The following is a 14110-nucleotide window of genomic DNA, read 5'->3' on the forward strand; positions in this document are numbered from 1 at the left end:
TGCCCTCGCTCCTGGAACCCCCCTCCAGGGGCGAGGGACCACGCTCCCTGTGCTGGGGACTACCTCCCGCGAAGGAAGCCCTCGACGATCGGGCCGGCCGTGCTCGAGCCGGTCTCCCCCTCGTCCACGTAGACCGCGACGGCGAGGTCACCCTGGGCCGCGATCATCCAGGTGTGGGTCAGTCGCTTGCCGTCCCGGTCGAACTCCGCCGTACCCGTCTTGGCCAGCACGGGCTTGCCGGGGACGTCGAGCAGGCCGCGGCCCGTGCCCTCGGTGACGACGGTTCGGAAGATGGCGCGGAGATGCTCGGTCTCGGACGCCGTCAACGGCTTGGTGCCGTCGGGGACCTTCGTGTCACCCTGGCCCGGGACCAAGGTCGGGACGACCGTCTTCCCGGCCGCGATCGACGCCATGACCGTGGCCATCACCATCGGGGAGGCCAGCACCTTGCCCTGACCGATCAGGTCCGCAGCCTCCTCCGTGTCCGAGGCGGGCGCCGGGATCTGTCCGAAGTACGACGAGAAGCCGGTGTCGTGGTCGACACCGAAACCCAGCGACGCGGCCGCCGCGACCACGTCGTCGTGGCTGATCCGGGACCGCTGTCCGATCATCGCGGTGTTGCACGACTGCGCGATCGCGGTCTTGAGCGGCACCGAGCCGGTGGCGGAGGCGGGGTACCACGAGTCGTTGCCGAACCTCTTGCCGTCAACAGTGATCGTCGGCGGGCAGTCGACCCTCGAGGTGGGTGTCAGCCCCTGGCGCAGGAGCGCGAGCGTGTCGATGGTCTTGAAGGTCGACCCCGGCGGCGCCTGGCCATAGGTGGCGAGGTTGACCCCGTTGTTGCCGGGGCCGTTGGCGGCGGCGAGGATCGCGCCGGTGCTGGGCCGGATCGCGACGAGGGCGCTGGCCGGCTCGACCCCGGCGAGCAGGCTCTCGGCGAGCTTCTGCAGCCGGTCGTCCAGCGTCACCCGCAACGGCTTGCCGTCCTGCGGGTCGGCCTGGAAGAGCTCCTTGCTGACCTTGCCGTCGGCCCCGACGAGGTCGACCCGGGTGCCCGGGACGCCGCGCAGCTGCTCGTCATACCTCGCCTCGAGTCCGCTCAGCCCGGCGACGTCGCCGGCGTGGTAGCGGTCGGGGTGCTCCTTCACCATCTCCGCGGTGACGTCGCCGACGGTGCCGAGGATCGGCGCGGCGAACTCCTTCGTCAGCCCCAGCGAGCGCGACGTCTGGATCGCCACCGCACCCTTGATCCCGCCGATCCTCGCGGCCGCCGCCGGCGCCTCGCCGCGGCGGTAGGTGATCGCCTCGACGAACGCCTTGGGGCCCGACGCCTTCACCCGCTTCGCGTAGGACGCCGCGTCGATGTCGAGCAGCGCCGCGAGCGCCTTCGCCGACTGTCCGGCGCGGGCGGCGGGGACCTGGGTCTTGTCGATGCCGTAGCTGACCACCGGCCGCTGGCTGACGAGATGGGCGCCGTTCGTGCCGACGATGTCGGCCCGCGTCGCCGCGAGGCTCACCGCGTCGAGCCGGCCGTCGTCGTCCTTCAACTCCGGGGAGACCGCCGACGGCGCCCAGACGACCCGCCACCGGCCGTCCTTCTTGCGCAGCTCGACGAGCGAGGTGTAGCGCCACGCCTTCGCCGGGACCGGCCACGTCCAGGTCAGCGTCGACTCGGCGCTCGTGCCCGTCACGCTGGGCGCGCTGGCGGTGACCGTCGGCTTGGCGCCGCCGAGCCCGTCGACGAGCCCCTTCGTGAGGCGCTCGTAGTCGGTCCCGACCTGGCCGGGCGTCGTCGAACCGGCGAAGTCGACGTCACCGAAGTCACCGGAGGCGAACGCGTCGGTGAGCGCCGTGACCTCCGGCTTCGGATCGTCGTCCCCGCCGCAGGCGGTCAGCGCCGCGAACGGCAGGAGCGCGGCCAGCGTGAGGCTTCCGAGAGGGCGAAGACGCATGGGGACGGTTCTACCAGCCCACGCCGACAGCCGTCGGGCGACGACCCCACGGCCGGCCGACACTCAGGAGCGCGGGCCCTTGTGACGCGGCTTGCGCGCGCGCTCGTCGCTCCCGTGGTCCTCCCGCTCACGACGGTCGCCGCGGCGGTCGTCACGGCGGTCGTCACGGCGGTCGCCGTACTCCCTCCGCGGGCCGCCCGACCGACGCCCGGGCCCGCCCTCGTCGAGCCGCAGCTCGATGAGCTTGCCGGAGATGCGCGTGGTCTCGAGCGACTTCCACGTCTCGGGGGCGAGATCGGCGGGAAGCTCCACGAGCGAGAAGTCCGGCCGGATGGTGATGTTGCCGAAGTCGGCCCGGCGCAGGCCGCCCTCGTTGGCGATGGCGCCGACGATCTGGCGCGGCTCGACGCGGTGACGCTTGCCGACCGAGATCTTGTACGTCGCCAGCGGCTGCCCCGTCTGTCGCGACCGCCCCGACTCGCGCGGGCCGCGGTCCCGCTCGCCGCGGTCGCGGCGGGGACGCTCCTCGCGCACGGGCCGCTCCGGCTCGGGCTCGAGCAGCAGCGGCTCGTCACCCTGCAGCACGACGGCGAGCGCGGCGGCGACGTCGACCTCGGGGACGTCGTACTCCTCGACGTAGTGCTTCACGACATCGCGGAAGAAGCCGACCCGCTCGGTCTCGGAGAGAGCGGCCGTGATGCCGTCGTCGAAGCGGGAGAGACGGGTCGCGTTGACCTCGTCGACGCTCGGCAGCTGCATCTGCGCGGGCGTGCTGCGGGTGTGCTTCTCGATGGCGCGCAGCAGGTAGCGCTCGCGCGGCGTCACGAAGGAGATGGCGTCGCCGCTGCGACCGGCGCGGCCGGTGCGGCCGATGCGGTGGACGTAGGCCTCGACGTCGGTGGGCAGGTCGTAGTTGACGACGTGGCTGATCCGCTCGACGTCGAGACCGCGGGCCGCGACGTCGGTCGCGACCAGGATGTCGAGGCTGGCGTCCTTGAGCTGGTTGACGGTCCGCTCGCGGACGTTCTGCGGGACGTCGCCGTTGATCGCGGCGGCGGAGAATCCGCGTGCGCGGAGCTTCTCGGCGAGCGTCTCGGTCTCGTTCTTCGTGCGGACGAAGACGATCATGCCCTCGAAGTTCTCGACCTCGAGGATGCGGGTGAGGGCGTCCACCTTCTGCGGGTAGGACACCATCAGGTAGCGCTGGGTGATGTTGGCCGCGGTCTGGGTCTTGCCCTTGACCTGGATCTCCTCCGGGTCGCGGAGGTACCTCTTCGACAGCCGGCGGATCTGCGCCGGCATCGTCGCCGAGAAGAGCGCGACCTGCTTCTCCTCCGGGGTCTCCGCGAGGATCGTCTCGACGTCCTCCGCGAAGCCCATGTTGAGCATCTCGTCGGCCTCGTCGAGCACGAGGAAGCGGAGCTGGGAGAGGTCGAGCGTGCCCTTCTCGAGGTGGTCCATGATCCGGCCCGGCGTGCCGACGACGACGTGCACCCCGCGGCGCAGCGCGGTCAGCTGGGGCCCGTAGCCCTGGCCGCCGTACACCGGGAGGACCTTGACGCCGGGCATCTTGGACGCGTAGCGCTCGAACGCCTCGCAGACCTGGAGCGCGAGCTCGCGGGTCGGGGCGAGGACGAGCGCCTGCGGGCTGCCGCTCTGCAGCACGTCGAGGTTGGAGAGGACCGGCAGCGCGAACGCCGCGGTCTTGCCGGTGCCGGTCTGGGCGAGGCCCACGACGTCGCGCCCCTCGAGGAGCAGCGGGATCGTGGCGGCCTGGATCGCGGACGGGCTCTCGTAGCCCATCTCCTTCACGGCATCGAGTACGCCGGCGGCCAGGCCCAGGTCGTCGAACGTCGGCCCCACGGGCGTCTCGTCGGTGTCGGGGGTGGCGGGGGAAGCGTCGGTACTCACCCGACAACGGTAGTCGGTCGGTGTATCACACCGGGATTCCTCGCTGCGGTGGGCCCCGTCACGCGCACGCGCACGCAACCATTCGGCAACCTTCGTCGCCCTACGGTGACGGCGCTCACAACGTCGTCGAGCCCGTCCACCTAGGAGTGACCCATGAAGACGCAAGCCGCCGTGGTCTACGAACCCGGGAAGCCCATCGAGATCGAGGAGCTCGAGCTCGACAAGCCCGGCGAGGGCGAGGTCCTGATCCGCTATCTCTACGCCGGCCTGTGCCACTCCGACGTGCACATCGCCCACGGCGACATGGTCGGCCGGCTGCCGCTCGTCCTCGGCCACGAGGGCGCGGGGATCATCGAGGAGGTCGGCCCCGGCGTGACCCGGGTGAAGCCGGGCGACCACGTCGTCTGCTCCTTCATCCCCAACTGCGGCACCTGTCGCTACTGCGCCACCGGCCGCCAGTCCATCTGCGACATGGGCGCGACGATCCTCGACGGCTACCTTCCCGGCGAACGCTTCCCGATCACCGGCCCGAAGGGCCAGTACGGCGCGATGTGCATGCTCGGGACGTTCAGCCAGTACGGCGTCATCCACCAGAACAGCTGCGTCGCCGTCGACGAGAGCCTGCCGCTGGACAAGGCCGTGCTCGTCGGGTGCGGGGTGCCGACCGGCTGGGGCTCGGCGGTCAACTCCGCCGACGTGCAGCCCGGCGACACGGTCGCGATCTTCGGCATCGGCGGCATCGGCATCAACGCCGTCCAAGGGGCGAAGTACGCCGGCGCCAAGCACGTCGTGGCCATCGACCCGCTCGCCAACAAGCGGGAGAAGGCGCTCGAGCTCGGCGCCACGCACGCGTTCGAGCGCGCCGCCGACGCGATCGAGGCCATCACCGACCTCACCCGCGGCCAGATGGCCGACTCGGCGATCCTCACCGCCGGGCTCGTCACCGCCGACATCATCGGCGACGCGTTCACCACCATCGGCAAGGGCGGCACCATCGTCCTGACCGGGCTCAACAGGCTCGACGACCTCTCCGTGCAGCTGCCCGGCGCCGTGATGACCCTCTTCCGCAAGAAGGTCGTCGGGTCGCTCTTCGGGGACTGCAACCCGACCTACGACATCCCGAAGATCCTGGGGCTCTACCAGAACGGCGACCTCAAGCTCGACGAGCTGGTCACGCGGACCTACCGCCTCGACCAGGTCAACGAGGGGTACGACGATCTCCTCAACGGCGCCAACATCCGCGGCGTCATCGTGCACGAGCACTGAGCCGCTGAGCCGCGGTGGGGCGGGCTCACTCGACGGTGAGCTCGTCCCCGACCGCGACCGGTCCCTGCTCCTCGACCATGAGATGGACCGCGAACCACGTCTTCCCACCCCACCGGCGGTGGACGGCGAGCGTCCGGATCGGATCCTTGCCCTTCGTGAGCGTCTCGGGGTCGATCGTCGTCATGACACAGCGGTCGATGGGGCCGGCGACCCGGAGCACCGCTCTGCCGACGCGGACCCGCTGCCACCCGTCCTCGGCGAACGCCTCCTCGATGCCCTCCACCACGAGGTTGGCCCGGAACCGGCTGATCGGCCGCTCCTCCTCCATCCAGCCGTTGAGCCGCGCCATCGAGGCGGTGGACGCGAGGCTGACCGGGCTCCCGTCCTGGAACGCCGCGTGGTCGGTCGGCCGCGCGAGCGAGGGCTTCAGCGTGCGCGCCGAGGGGTCGGCGCACCACACCAGCCGCACGCCCTCGAGGCCGAGGGCCTTCCGGATCCAGGCGTCCGCCTCGGGGCCGGCCGACCGTGCTGGCAGCGGACCGTTGCCGTGCACCCGCACCTCGACGAGCCCCTCCTCCGGCACTGTGACCTCGACCGGGTCCAGCCCGAGCCGCGGCGCGGACAGGCGCAGCCCGTCCGGCCCGCCCGTCGCGGCGTTGTCGGCCACGACGTGGAACATCCGTGGCAGCTCGCGCGCCGTCACGACGTCACCGACGGCGTCCACCACCATCCACTCGCGGTCCCCCACGAGCCCGGCCGCGCCGACGTACGCCTGCGCCACCGGCCGGATGGCCGTGCTCTTCACGGGATGGAGGTTGATCCCGCTCAGCCGCATCGCCACCGCCTCACCGTAGGCCGGGTCACTCGACGGTGACCGACTTGGCGAGGTTGCGCGGCTTGTCGACGTCGTGGCCGAGCACCTTGGCGGCGTGGAACGCGATGAGCTGCAGCGGGATGGTGAGGAGGATGGGGTCGAGCTCGACCTCGTTCTTGGGTACGTCGACCCGCGCGGCCTCCAGGTCGCCGAGGTCGACCTCGGGGTGGGTGACGACGACGAGCGGGCCACGGCGGGCCGAGATCTCGTGGAGCGCCGCCACGTTGCGGTCGGTGAGCTCGTCGTCGGGGACGATCGCCACCGTCGGCACCTCGGGCGAGATGAGCGCCAGCGGGCCGTGCTTGAGCTCCGAGGTCTGGTAGGCCTCGGCGTGGCGGTAGCTGATCTCCTTCAGCTTCTGGGCGCCCTCGCGCGCGACCGGGAAGCCGCGCACCCGGCCGATGAAGAACATGCTCTCGGCCTGCGCGAGGGCGCCCGCGACCTCCTCGAGCCGGTCCTCGTCCTTGAGGATCTCCTCGATCTGGGCGGGCAGCCGCTGGAGTCCGGCGATGAGGCGCTTGCCGTCCGCGATGGAGAGGTCGCGGACCCGGCCGAGCTGGAGGGCGAGGAGGGCGAAGCCGACGTACATCGTCGTGAGGGCCTTCGTCGACGCGACCGCGATCTCGGGGCCCGCGTGGAGGTAGATGCCGCCGTCGCAGGCGCGCGCGATGGCGGAGCCGACGACGTTGACCAGGCCGATGACCCGGCCGCCCTTCCGCTTGATCTCCTCGACGGCGAGGAGGGTATCGATCGTCTCGCCGGACTGCGACACCGCCACGTAGAGCGTGTCGGGCTCGATGATCGGGTTGCGGTAGCGGAACTCGCTGGCCGCCTCCGCGTCGGCCGGGATCCGGGCCAGCTCCTCGACGAGGGACGCGCCCATCTGGCCGACGTAGTAGGCCGAGCCACAGCCCAGGATCTTCACCCGGCGGATGGCGCGCAGCTCCCGTGGCTCGAGGTTGAGCCCGCCCAGGTGGGCGGTGCCGAAGCGCTCGTCGAGGCGCCCGCGCAGGGTGCGCTCGACCGAGGACGGCTGCTCGAGGATCTCGGTGTACATCCGCGGCTCGCCCGCGAGCTCGCCGTACTCGTAGGCGGAGGGGTCGACGTCGACCTCGTGCGCCTCGGTGGCGGTCCGGGTGAGGTCCTGGCGGAACGTCGTGAACCCGCCGGCGGTGATCGTGGCCAGCTCGCCATCGTCGAGGTGGGCGACAGTCGTGGTGTGGCGGACGAGCGCGGCGAGGTCGGAGGCGAGGTACATCTCCTTCTCCCCCACGCCGATGATGAGCGGGCTGCCGTTGCGTGCGACGACGATCCGGTCCGGGAAGTCGGCGTGGACGACCGCGAGACCGTAGGTGCCTTCCACCTGGGCGAGCGCCTCGACGACCTTGCCCTCGAGCGTGTCGGCGGAGGACGCCGCGACGAGGTGGGCGAAGACCTCCGTGTCGGTGTCGCTGGCGAGCTCGACGCCGGCGTCGGCGAGCCGCTCGCGCAGGGCGGCGGCGTTGTCGACGATGCCGTTGTGCACCACGGCGACGGTCCCGCTCGCGTCCGTGTGGGGGTGCGCGTTGACGTCGGTCGCCGGGCCGTGGGTCGCCCACCGGGTGTGACCGATCCCGACCTTCCCCGCGAGCCGCTTCGGCAGCGCCTCGACGAGATCGCGCACCCGGCCGGCACGCTTCGTCACCTGCAGCCTCGAGCCGAGGACGGCGACGCCCGCCGAGTCATAGCCGCGGTGCTCCAGCCTTCCGAGGCCCTCGGTGAGCACCGGGGCCGCTTGCTGGCCGCCGATGTAGCCGACGATTCCGCACATGTTGTGTCTCTCCCTCTCCTGCCGGTCATCCGTAGACGAGCCGGCGCAGCTGCCGCTCGCTGAGCCGCGGGGCGGCGACCACGCGGGTCTCCAGCTCGGCGGCGATGCGCGCGAAGATCTCGGGGTTCTTCGCGCCGTACGTCTTCAGTTGGGCGTGCCGCCGGAGCACGAACTCCTCCACCGGCTCGGCATGGAACGCCACGACGTCCTCGATCACCCGGGCGGCCTCGCTCGGGGTCAGCCCCGTCGTGGCGACCAGGTGGTCGACGAGGGCGCGTTCGGGCTCCATGGTGAACGAGAGTGCATGCCGCGACCGCCGAACGCCAACTTCTTGCCCGAAATCGGGCAGATTTCGCGTACGCCGTCGGCTGGATGCGCGGCAGGAGGCTGGCGGCGGCCCGAACACCCGTGCACGGTGACCCCGCACGCGACGAGTGGGGCATCGACCGGCACTGGGCGCCCAAAACGTCCGTCCAGGTGGGGCAAACTGCCTCGAGTCAGGCCGATGTTGGACATCCAGGTGGAGGCGCGCTAAGTTTGGTGAACAGAAAGTGAACAGGAGGTGTCCGATGAAGGTGTCCACCGAGCCGAAGCCGCTCGAGCTTCGCTGGGTTCCGGTCGTCGACGCTCGTGGCCGTGAGCGCCTGGAGGCCCGCTGGGTGCCTGCCGGCACCGCGCCCGTGACCGCTCACCACGCTGCCTGAACCCCAGATCGACCCAGGCCCCGAAGCCGCCGCCCCTTCCGGGAGCGGCGGCTTCGTCGTACGTTCGGAAGAAAGACCCCCCGTCGCCGGGAATGAACACTCGGGGTGGTCTGTTAGGATAGTTGCAGTTTCAACCACAATCTCCCAGGCACACCAGGAGCACACAGTCATGGGCATCTTCAGCCGCAAGACCGAGACCGCCGCCGAGACCTTCGACGCCCCGACCCAGGTCGTGGATGACATCTCGGGCGACTACACCCTCGACACCAGCCACACCCGGCTCGGCTTCAGCGCCCGGCACGCGATGGTGACGACCGTCCGCGGCGCGTTCAAGCAGTTCGAGGGCACCGCCCACATCGACACCGCCACGCCGGCCAACTCGAAGGTCTCGCTCAAGATCGACTCCGCCTCGATCGACACCGGCAACGCCGACCGTGACGGCCACCTGCTCTCCGGCGACTTCTTCGAGAACGCCGCCCACCCCTACATCACCTTCGAGTCGACCGCGGTCGAATTCGACGGCGAGACCTGGAACATCACCGGCGACCTGAGCATCAAGGGCGTCACCAAGCCGGTCACGGTTCCCTTCGAGGTCACCGGTTCGGCGCAGGACCCGTTCGGCAACACCCGCGTCGGCTTCGAGGGTGCGACCAGCATCAACCGGTCCGACTGGGGCCTGACCTTCAACGCCGCCCTCGAGACCGGTGGCGTCCTCATCTCCGAGAAGATCAAGCTCGAGTTCGACGTCTCGGCGATCAAGAACGTCTGAGCCGCGACGCTCGACCGAGCGAGCACACCCCGACGGGGTCACCGCACGTCCGGTGGCCCCGTCGGTCATTTCCGCAGCCCCCACCGCGCCGTGGCTCACCCCAGCCCGCGGGCGACCCCCTGAGCCGCCACCTCGAGGGCGGCGACCAGCCGGCCACGCGAGCGCCGGAGGTCGGCGACGACGATGCCGAGCGCGCCGACCACGCCGCCCGACGTCGTGATGGGCACGCCGACGGAGCAGGCCCCGGGGGTCATCTCCTCCCCCGTGGTCGCGTACCCGTCCTCGAGCACCCGGGTGAGCTGGCGCGCCAGGCGCTGCGGCGAGGTGATCGTGTAGCGCGTGAAGCGCTGGAGCGGCGCCGACAGCACCCGGTGGCGGACGTCGTCGGGCGCATGCGCCAGCAGCACCTTGCCGACGCCGGTCGAGTGGAAGGGCAAGCGCGAGCCGACCGAGGAGACGATCGGGACGGAGCGGCTGCCGCGCAGCGTCTCGAGGTAGAGCACGTGGTCGTCCTCGCGGACCGCGAGGTGGACGGTCGCGAGGGTCGCGCCATAGATGTCGTGCAGGAACGGCACCGCCACCGAGCGCAGGTCGCTGGCGACCGGCGCGAGCAGACCGACGTCCCAGAGGCGGCGCCCGACGACGTACGTCCCGTCCTCGTTGCGGTGCAGGGCCCCCCACTCGGTGAGCTCGCCGACGAGCCGGTGGGCGGTCGGGCGGGCGAGCCCCGCCCGCTCGGCGAGCTCGGTGAGCGTGAGCCGACGGTGGGCGCCGTCGAAGGCGCCGATGATGGCCAGGATCCGCGAGGTCACCGAGCGGCCGGGGTCGGCGGTGTTTCCGGCCATGCGAGCCTGGATCCTTCCGTCGTACGAGAGGTTTGCGGGGCGCTTCCGCTGAGCGGAATCCCAGTGTGGCACGACCTTGGGGGCGCACCTACCGTCGAGCTGTGACCACGACCACAGACCAGGCCCTCGAGGCCGAGCAGGGCGCCGTCCCCTCCTCGGACGCGGCCGCCACGACCCAGGCGGAGATCTCCGCCGAGATCGCGGAGATCAGCCAGTCCGTGGAGCAGGCCGGCGAGCCCGTCAACCAGCCGCTGCTGGGCTACGCCCCCTACCGCTCCAGCATTCTGCGCCACCCCACCAAGGACCCGCGCCACGCCGACCCGGAGGAGATCGAGCTCTGGACGCCGTGCTTCGGCCACTCCGAGGTCGACCCGCTCGAGGCGAACCTCACCATCGGCGCCCATGCCGGGACGAACTCGACCTACGCCGGTGAGCCGCTCGGGGAGCGCATCACCGTCTCCGGCCGCATCGTCGACGGCGACGGTCGTCCCGTCGTCGGCCAGCTCGTCGAGATCTGGCAGGCGAACGCCGCGGGCCGCTACGTCCACAAGCACGAGCAGCACCCGGCGCCGCTCGACCCGAACTTCGTCGGTGTCGGCCGCTGCATCACCGGCGCCGACGGCTCCTACCACTTCCAGACGATCAAGCCGGGCCCCTACCCGTGGGGCAACCACGTGAACGCCTGGCGCCCGGCGCACATCCACTTCTCCGTCTTCGGGCGCGCGTTCACCCAGCGCCTCGTGACGCAGATGTACTTCCCGGGCGACCCGCTCTTCGCACTCGACCCGATCTACCAGTCGATCACGGACCAGAAGGCCCGGGACGCGCTGGTCGCGACGTACGACCACGACCTGACCGCGCCGGAGTACAGCATGGGCTACAACTGGGACATCGTCCTGACCGGTCCCGCGCGGACCTGGACCGAGCAGGAGGACAACCGATGACGACGCTGCTCCCGACCCCCGGCCAGACCGTCGGGCCGTTCTTCGGCCAGGCACTGCCGTACGACGGCGACTCCACCCTCGTGCCCGCCGGCCGCGCCGACGCGATCCGCCTCCACGGGTGGGTGCGCGACGGCCAGGGCCAGCCGGTGCCGGACGCCATGATCGAGATCTGGCAGGCCGACGCCGAGGGCACGATCGTGCAGCAGGAGGGCTCCCTCCACCGCGACGGCTGGACGTTCACGGGCTGGGGCCGGGCCGCGACCGACCTCACCGGCCACTACACGTTCTCCACCGTGGTTCCCGGGCCGACGGCCGAGGGCAAGGCGCCGTTCTTCGCGGTCGCCGTCTTCGCCCGCGGGCTGCTCGACAAGCTCTTCACCCGGATCTACCTGCCGGACCACCCGGCCAACGCCGGTGACCCGCTGCTCACCTCGCTCTCCGACGAGGAGCGCGCGACGCTCCTGGCGACGGCCGAGCCGACCGGGCTGCGGTTCGACGTCCACCTGCAGGGCGAGCAGGAGACCGTCTTCCTCCACCACCGGTGATAGACCTGCCTCGATGAACCTCTTGTGGCCGGGCGACGAGCGCGCCGGCGATCTCTTCTCCGATGCCGCCGTCCTCGCCGCCATGGTGCGGGTCGAGGAAGCGTGGCTCGACGCCCTGGTCGCCGGCGGGATCGCTCCCGCCGGCGCCCGCGCCGCACTGGCCGGGCTCGTCGGCCCGGCCGACGTCACGCAGCTCGCCGAGGGGGCCGAGGGCGGGGGGAACCCCGTCATCGGCCTCCTTCGGCTGCTCCGGTCGCGGCTCGGCGAGGGGGAGCCGGCGACCTGGCTCCACCGCGGCCTCACCAGCCAGGACACCGTCGACACCGCGCTCGTGCTCTGCCTGCGCGACTGCCTCGACCGCGTCACCGATGACGTCGCCGCCCAGGCGCGCGCGCTGGCGCGCCTCGCCGACGACCACCGCGCCACCGCGATGGCCGGGCGCACCCTCACCCAGCACGCCGTCCCGATCACCTTCGGCCTCAAGGCCGCCGGCTGGCTCGACGGGCTGCTCCTCGCCGACGCGCAGCTGCGCCGTTGCCGCGAGTCGCTGCCGTCGTACGCCGGCGGGGCGGCGGGCACCCTCTCCGCGGTCGTCGAGCTTGCCCGGGTGACGCCCGACCCGCAGGCGACCGCCCTGGCCGTCGTACGCCACCTGACGCAGGCGCTCGGCCTCGACGGTGGCGCCAACCCCTGGCACCCCAACCGCGGCGCCCTGACCCAGACCGCCGACGCCCTCGTCGGGCTCGCGGACGTCTGGGGCCGCATCGCGGGCGACGTCGCCCTGCTCGCGCGGCCCGAGATCGGCGAACTCGCCGAGCCGGCGGTCGCGGGGCGCGGCGGCTCCTCGACGATGCCTCACAAGAGCAACCCCGTCCTCTCCGTCCTGCTTGTCCGGCACGCCCGCTGGGCGCCCGCGGAGGCCGCCACGCTGCACGTCGCGGCGGGTTCCTATACCGACGAGCGGCCGGTCGGTTCCTGGCACGCCGAGTGGGACCCGCTGCGCCTGCTCGCCCGGCGCAGCGTCGTCGCGGCGTCCCAGGCCGCCGAGCTGCTCGCGGGCCTGCGCGTCGACGTCGAGCGGATGCGCGTCGGCGCCGACGAGGAGTCCCTGCGCGCCGAGCAGCAGACCATGGCCGGCCTGATCGGCCAGCCTCCCGCGCCCGACTACCTCGGGCTGTCCGACACCCTGGTGGACGCCGCTCTCGAGCGCGCGGCCCATGCCCAGAAGGAGCTCTCGTGACCATCCCCACCATCACCGCGGTCCAGCTCGCCGGTGACGCGACCCGGCCGCTGCTGGTCGTCGGGCCGTCGCTCGGCACCTCCGTGACGACGCTGTGGGGCGAGACCGCCGCGCTGCTCGGCGACCGGTTCCACGTCGTCGGCTGGGAGCTGCCCGGCCACGGCCGCGGCCTCCCGACGACTGAGCCGTTCACGGTCGCCGAGCTCGCCGCCGGGGTCCTCGTGACCGTCGACAAGATCCTCGCCGAGCGCGGTGAGGAGGGAGCCACGTTCGCCTACGCCGGCGACTCCGTCGGCGGGGCGACCGGTCTCCACCTCCTGCTCGATGCGCCCGGCCGGGTCAGCGCCGCGGTGCTCTGCTGCACCGGCGCGAAGATCGGCGAGGCCGAGAGCTGGCACGACCGCGCGGCCACGGTCCGCGCGTCGGGGACCCCGGTCATGGTGGCCAGCTCGGCCCAGCGCTGGTTCGGCCCCGGCTTCCTCGAGCGGTCGCCCGAGGAGGGCGGTGCGCTGCTCAACGCGCTCCGCGACACCGACATGGAGAGCTATGCGCTCGTGTCCGAGGCGCTGGCGTCGTACGACGTCCGCGACCGGCTCGCCGAGGTGACCGCCCCGGTGCTCACGATCGCCGGCGTCCACGACGTCGCCACCCCGCCCGCGTCACTGCGCGCGATCGCCGACGGTGTCGCGAACGGCCGGTTCGTCGAGCTCGACGGCGTCGGCCACCTTGCCCCGGCGGAGGCCCCGCGGGCCGTCGCGAGCCTGGTCGCGGCGCACGTCGGGGCAGCGGCCTCCGTCACCCGCGGCACCGCCACGTCTGGCACCGCGGCCGTCACCGGATCGGCCTATGACGCCGGCATGACGGTGCGCCGCGAGGTGCTCGGCGCCGAGCACGTCGACCGGGCGGGCGCGAAGATCACCGACGTCACCGCGGACTTCCAGGACTTCATCACCCGCTACGCCTGGGGCGGCATCTGGACGCGCCCCGGACTCGACCGGCGCAGCCGGTCGGTGGGCGTGCTCACCGCGCTCGTCGCCGGCCGTCACTTCGAGGAGCTCGAGTTCCACCTGCGCGCCGCGCTGCGCAACGGGCTCACCAAGGAGGAGATCGTCGAGGTCCTCCTCCAGACGGCGGTCTACGTCGGCGTCCCCGCGGCCAACACGGCCTTCGGCGTCGCCAACCGGGTCCTCAACGAGGCTTGACCCCCCGGCAACGACACAGCCCCGCGCTCATCGAGCGCGGGGCTGTTC

13 protein-coding genes are annotated in these 14110 nt (G+C 72.0%); 7 read left to right on the forward strand and 6 right to left on the reverse strand.

The annotated features are described in order from the left end of the window. Positions 1 to 59: 59 nt before the first annotated feature. Positions 60 to 1952: a penicillin-binding transpeptidase domain-containing protein gene (locus AB3X52_RS09200; RefSeq protein WP_367993517.1), complete on the reverse strand. Its 1893-nt coding sequence runs from the start codon at positions 1950 to 1952 to the stop codon at positions 60 to 62. A 63-nt stretch (positions 1953 to 2015) separates the two neighbouring features. Then, positions 2016 to 3863, reverse strand: coding sequence for a DEAD/DEAH box helicase (locus AB3X52_RS09205; RefSeq protein ID WP_367993519.1), 1848 nt, complete (start codon positions 3861 to 3863; stop codon positions 2016 to 2018). A gap of 153 nt (positions 3864 to 4016) precedes the next feature. Here AB3X52_RS09205 and AB3X52_RS09210 point away from each other — a divergent pair, with 153 nt between their 5' ends. Then, complete coding sequence (locus AB3X52_RS09210) at positions 4017 to 5129, forward strand: NDMA-dependent alcohol dehydrogenase (protein ID WP_367993521.1); 1113 nt, start codon at positions 4017 to 4019, stop codon at positions 5127 to 5129. A 25-nt stretch (positions 5130 to 5154) separates the two neighbouring features. On the opposite strand, the gene AB3X52_RS09215 is transcribed toward AB3X52_RS09210, so the two are convergent. From AB3X52_RS09215 to AB3X52_RS09225, 3 genes are read right to left on the reverse strand one after another with little or no spacing between them, the layout of a single operon-like run. Then, positions 5155 to 5964: an MOSC domain-containing protein gene (locus tag AB3X52_RS09215; RefSeq protein WP_367993688.1), complete on the reverse strand. Its 810-nt coding sequence runs from the start codon at positions 5962 to 5964 to the stop codon at positions 5155 to 5157. Positions 5965 to 5989: 25 nt separating this feature from the next. After that, positions 5990 to 7813, reverse strand: a complete 1824-nt coding sequence (gene glmS / locus AB3X52_RS09220) for a glutamine--fructose-6-phosphate transaminase (isomerizing) (RefSeq protein WP_367993523.1) — start codon at positions 7811 to 7813, stop codon at positions 5990 to 5992. A gap of 25 nt (positions 7814 to 7838) precedes the next feature. Further along, positions 7839 to 8102: a hypothetical protein gene (locus AB3X52_RS09225; RefSeq protein ID WP_367993525.1), complete on the reverse strand. Its 264-nt coding sequence runs from the start codon at positions 8100 to 8102 to the stop codon at positions 7839 to 7841. Positions 8103 to 8382: 280 nt separating this feature from the next. Between AB3X52_RS09225 and AB3X52_RS09230 the strand changes: the two genes are divergently transcribed. Further along, positions 8383 to 8517 carry a hypothetical protein gene (locus tag AB3X52_RS09230; RefSeq protein WP_367993527.1) on the forward strand — a complete coding sequence of 45 codons (135 nt, stop codon included), beginning with the start codon at positions 8383 to 8385 and terminating at the stop codon, positions 8515 to 8517. A 169-nt stretch (positions 8518 to 8686) separates the two neighbouring features. Next, positions 8687 to 9286 carry a YceI family protein gene (locus AB3X52_RS09235; RefSeq protein ID WP_367993529.1) on the forward strand — a complete coding sequence of 200 codons (600 nt, stop codon included), beginning with the start codon at positions 8687 to 8689 and terminating at the stop codon, positions 9284 to 9286. 95 nt (positions 9287 to 9381) lie between these two features. On the opposite strand, the gene AB3X52_RS09240 is transcribed toward AB3X52_RS09235, so the two are convergent. Further along, positions 9382 to 10131, reverse strand: coding sequence for an IclR family transcriptional regulator (locus AB3X52_RS09240; RefSeq protein ID WP_367993531.1), 750 nt, complete (start codon positions 10129 to 10131; stop codon positions 9382 to 9384). 101 nt (positions 10132 to 10232) lie between these two features. On the opposite strand from AB3X52_RS09240, the gene pcaH reads away from it, so the two are divergent. The 4 genes from pcaH to pcaDC are packed head-to-tail and all read left to right on the forward strand — an operon-like array spanning position 10233 to position 14062. Beyond that, a complete protein-coding gene (pcaH, locus tag AB3X52_RS09245) occupies positions 10233 to 11075 on the forward strand; it encodes a protocatechuate 3,4-dioxygenase subunit beta (RefSeq protein ID WP_367993533.1) in 843 nt (280 codons plus the stop codon). Continuing rightward, complete coding sequence (pcaG, locus tag AB3X52_RS09250) at positions 11072 to 11620, forward strand: protocatechuate 3,4-dioxygenase subunit alpha (RefSeq protein WP_367993535.1); 549 nt, start codon at positions 11072 to 11074, stop codon at positions 11618 to 11620. The genes pcaH and pcaG overlap by 4 nt, the downstream gene beginning before the upstream one ends. Positions 11621 to 11633: 13 nt before the next feature. Further along, positions 11634 to 12860: a lyase family protein gene (locus AB3X52_RS09255; RefSeq protein WP_367993537.1), complete on the forward strand. Its 1227-nt coding sequence runs from the start codon at positions 11634 to 11636 to the stop codon at positions 12858 to 12860. Beyond that, positions 12857 to 14062, forward strand: a complete 1206-nt coding sequence (pcaDC, locus tag AB3X52_RS09260; RefSeq protein WP_367993539.1) for a bifunctional 3-oxoadipate enol-lactonase/4-carboxymuconolactone decarboxylase PcaDC — start codon at positions 12857 to 12859, stop codon at positions 14060 to 14062. The genes AB3X52_RS09255 and pcaDC overlap by 4 nt, the downstream gene beginning before the upstream one ends. Positions 14063 to 14110: the final 48 nt, after the last annotated feature.

Origin of the sequence: Nocardioides eburneus (assembly GCF_040838215.1) — a bacterium.
Lineage (GTDB): Bacteria > Actinomycetota > Actinomycetes > Propionibacteriales > Nocardioidaceae > Nocardioides > Nocardioides eburneus.

Bases quoted from the DNA above. Each gene is read 5' to 3' on its own strand.
- AB3X52_RS09200 (WP_367993517.1), bottom strand. From the start codon at position 1,952: ATGCGTCTTCGCCCTCTCGGAAGCCTCACGCTGGCCGCGCTCCTGCCG.
- AB3X52_RS09210 (WP_367993521.1), top strand. From the start codon at position 4,017: ATGAAGACGCAAGCCGCCGTGGTCTACGAACCCGGGAAGCCCATCGAG.
- AB3X52_RS09215 (WP_367993688.1), bottom strand. From the start codon at position 5,964: ATGCGGCTGAGCGGGATCAACCTCCATCCCGTGAAGAGCACGGCCATC.
- glmS (WP_367993523.1), bottom strand. From the start codon at position 7,813: ATGTGCGGAATCGTCGGCTACATCGGCGGCCAGCAAGCGGCCCCGGTG.
- AB3X52_RS09225 (WP_367993525.1), bottom strand. From the start codon at position 8,102: ATGGAGCCCGAACGCGCCCTCGTCGACCACCTGGTCGCCACGACGGGG.
- AB3X52_RS09230 (WP_367993527.1), top strand. From the start codon at position 8,383: ATGAAGGTGTCCACCGAGCCGAAGCCGCTCGAGCTTCGCTGGGTTCCG.
- AB3X52_RS09235 (WP_367993529.1), top strand. From the start codon at position 8,687: ATGGGCATCTTCAGCCGCAAGACCGAGACCGCCGCCGAGACCTTCGAC.
- AB3X52_RS09240 (WP_367993531.1), bottom strand. From the start codon at position 10,131: ATGGCCGGAAACACCGCCGACCCCGGCCGCTCGGTGACCTCGCGGATC.
- pcaG (WP_367993535.1), top strand. From the start codon at position 11,072: ATGACGACGCTGCTCCCGACCCCCGGCCAGACCGTCGGGCCGTTCTTC.
- AB3X52_RS09255 (WP_367993537.1), top strand. From the start codon at position 11,634: ATGAACCTCTTGTGGCCGGGCGACGAGCGCGCCGGCGATCTCTTCTCC.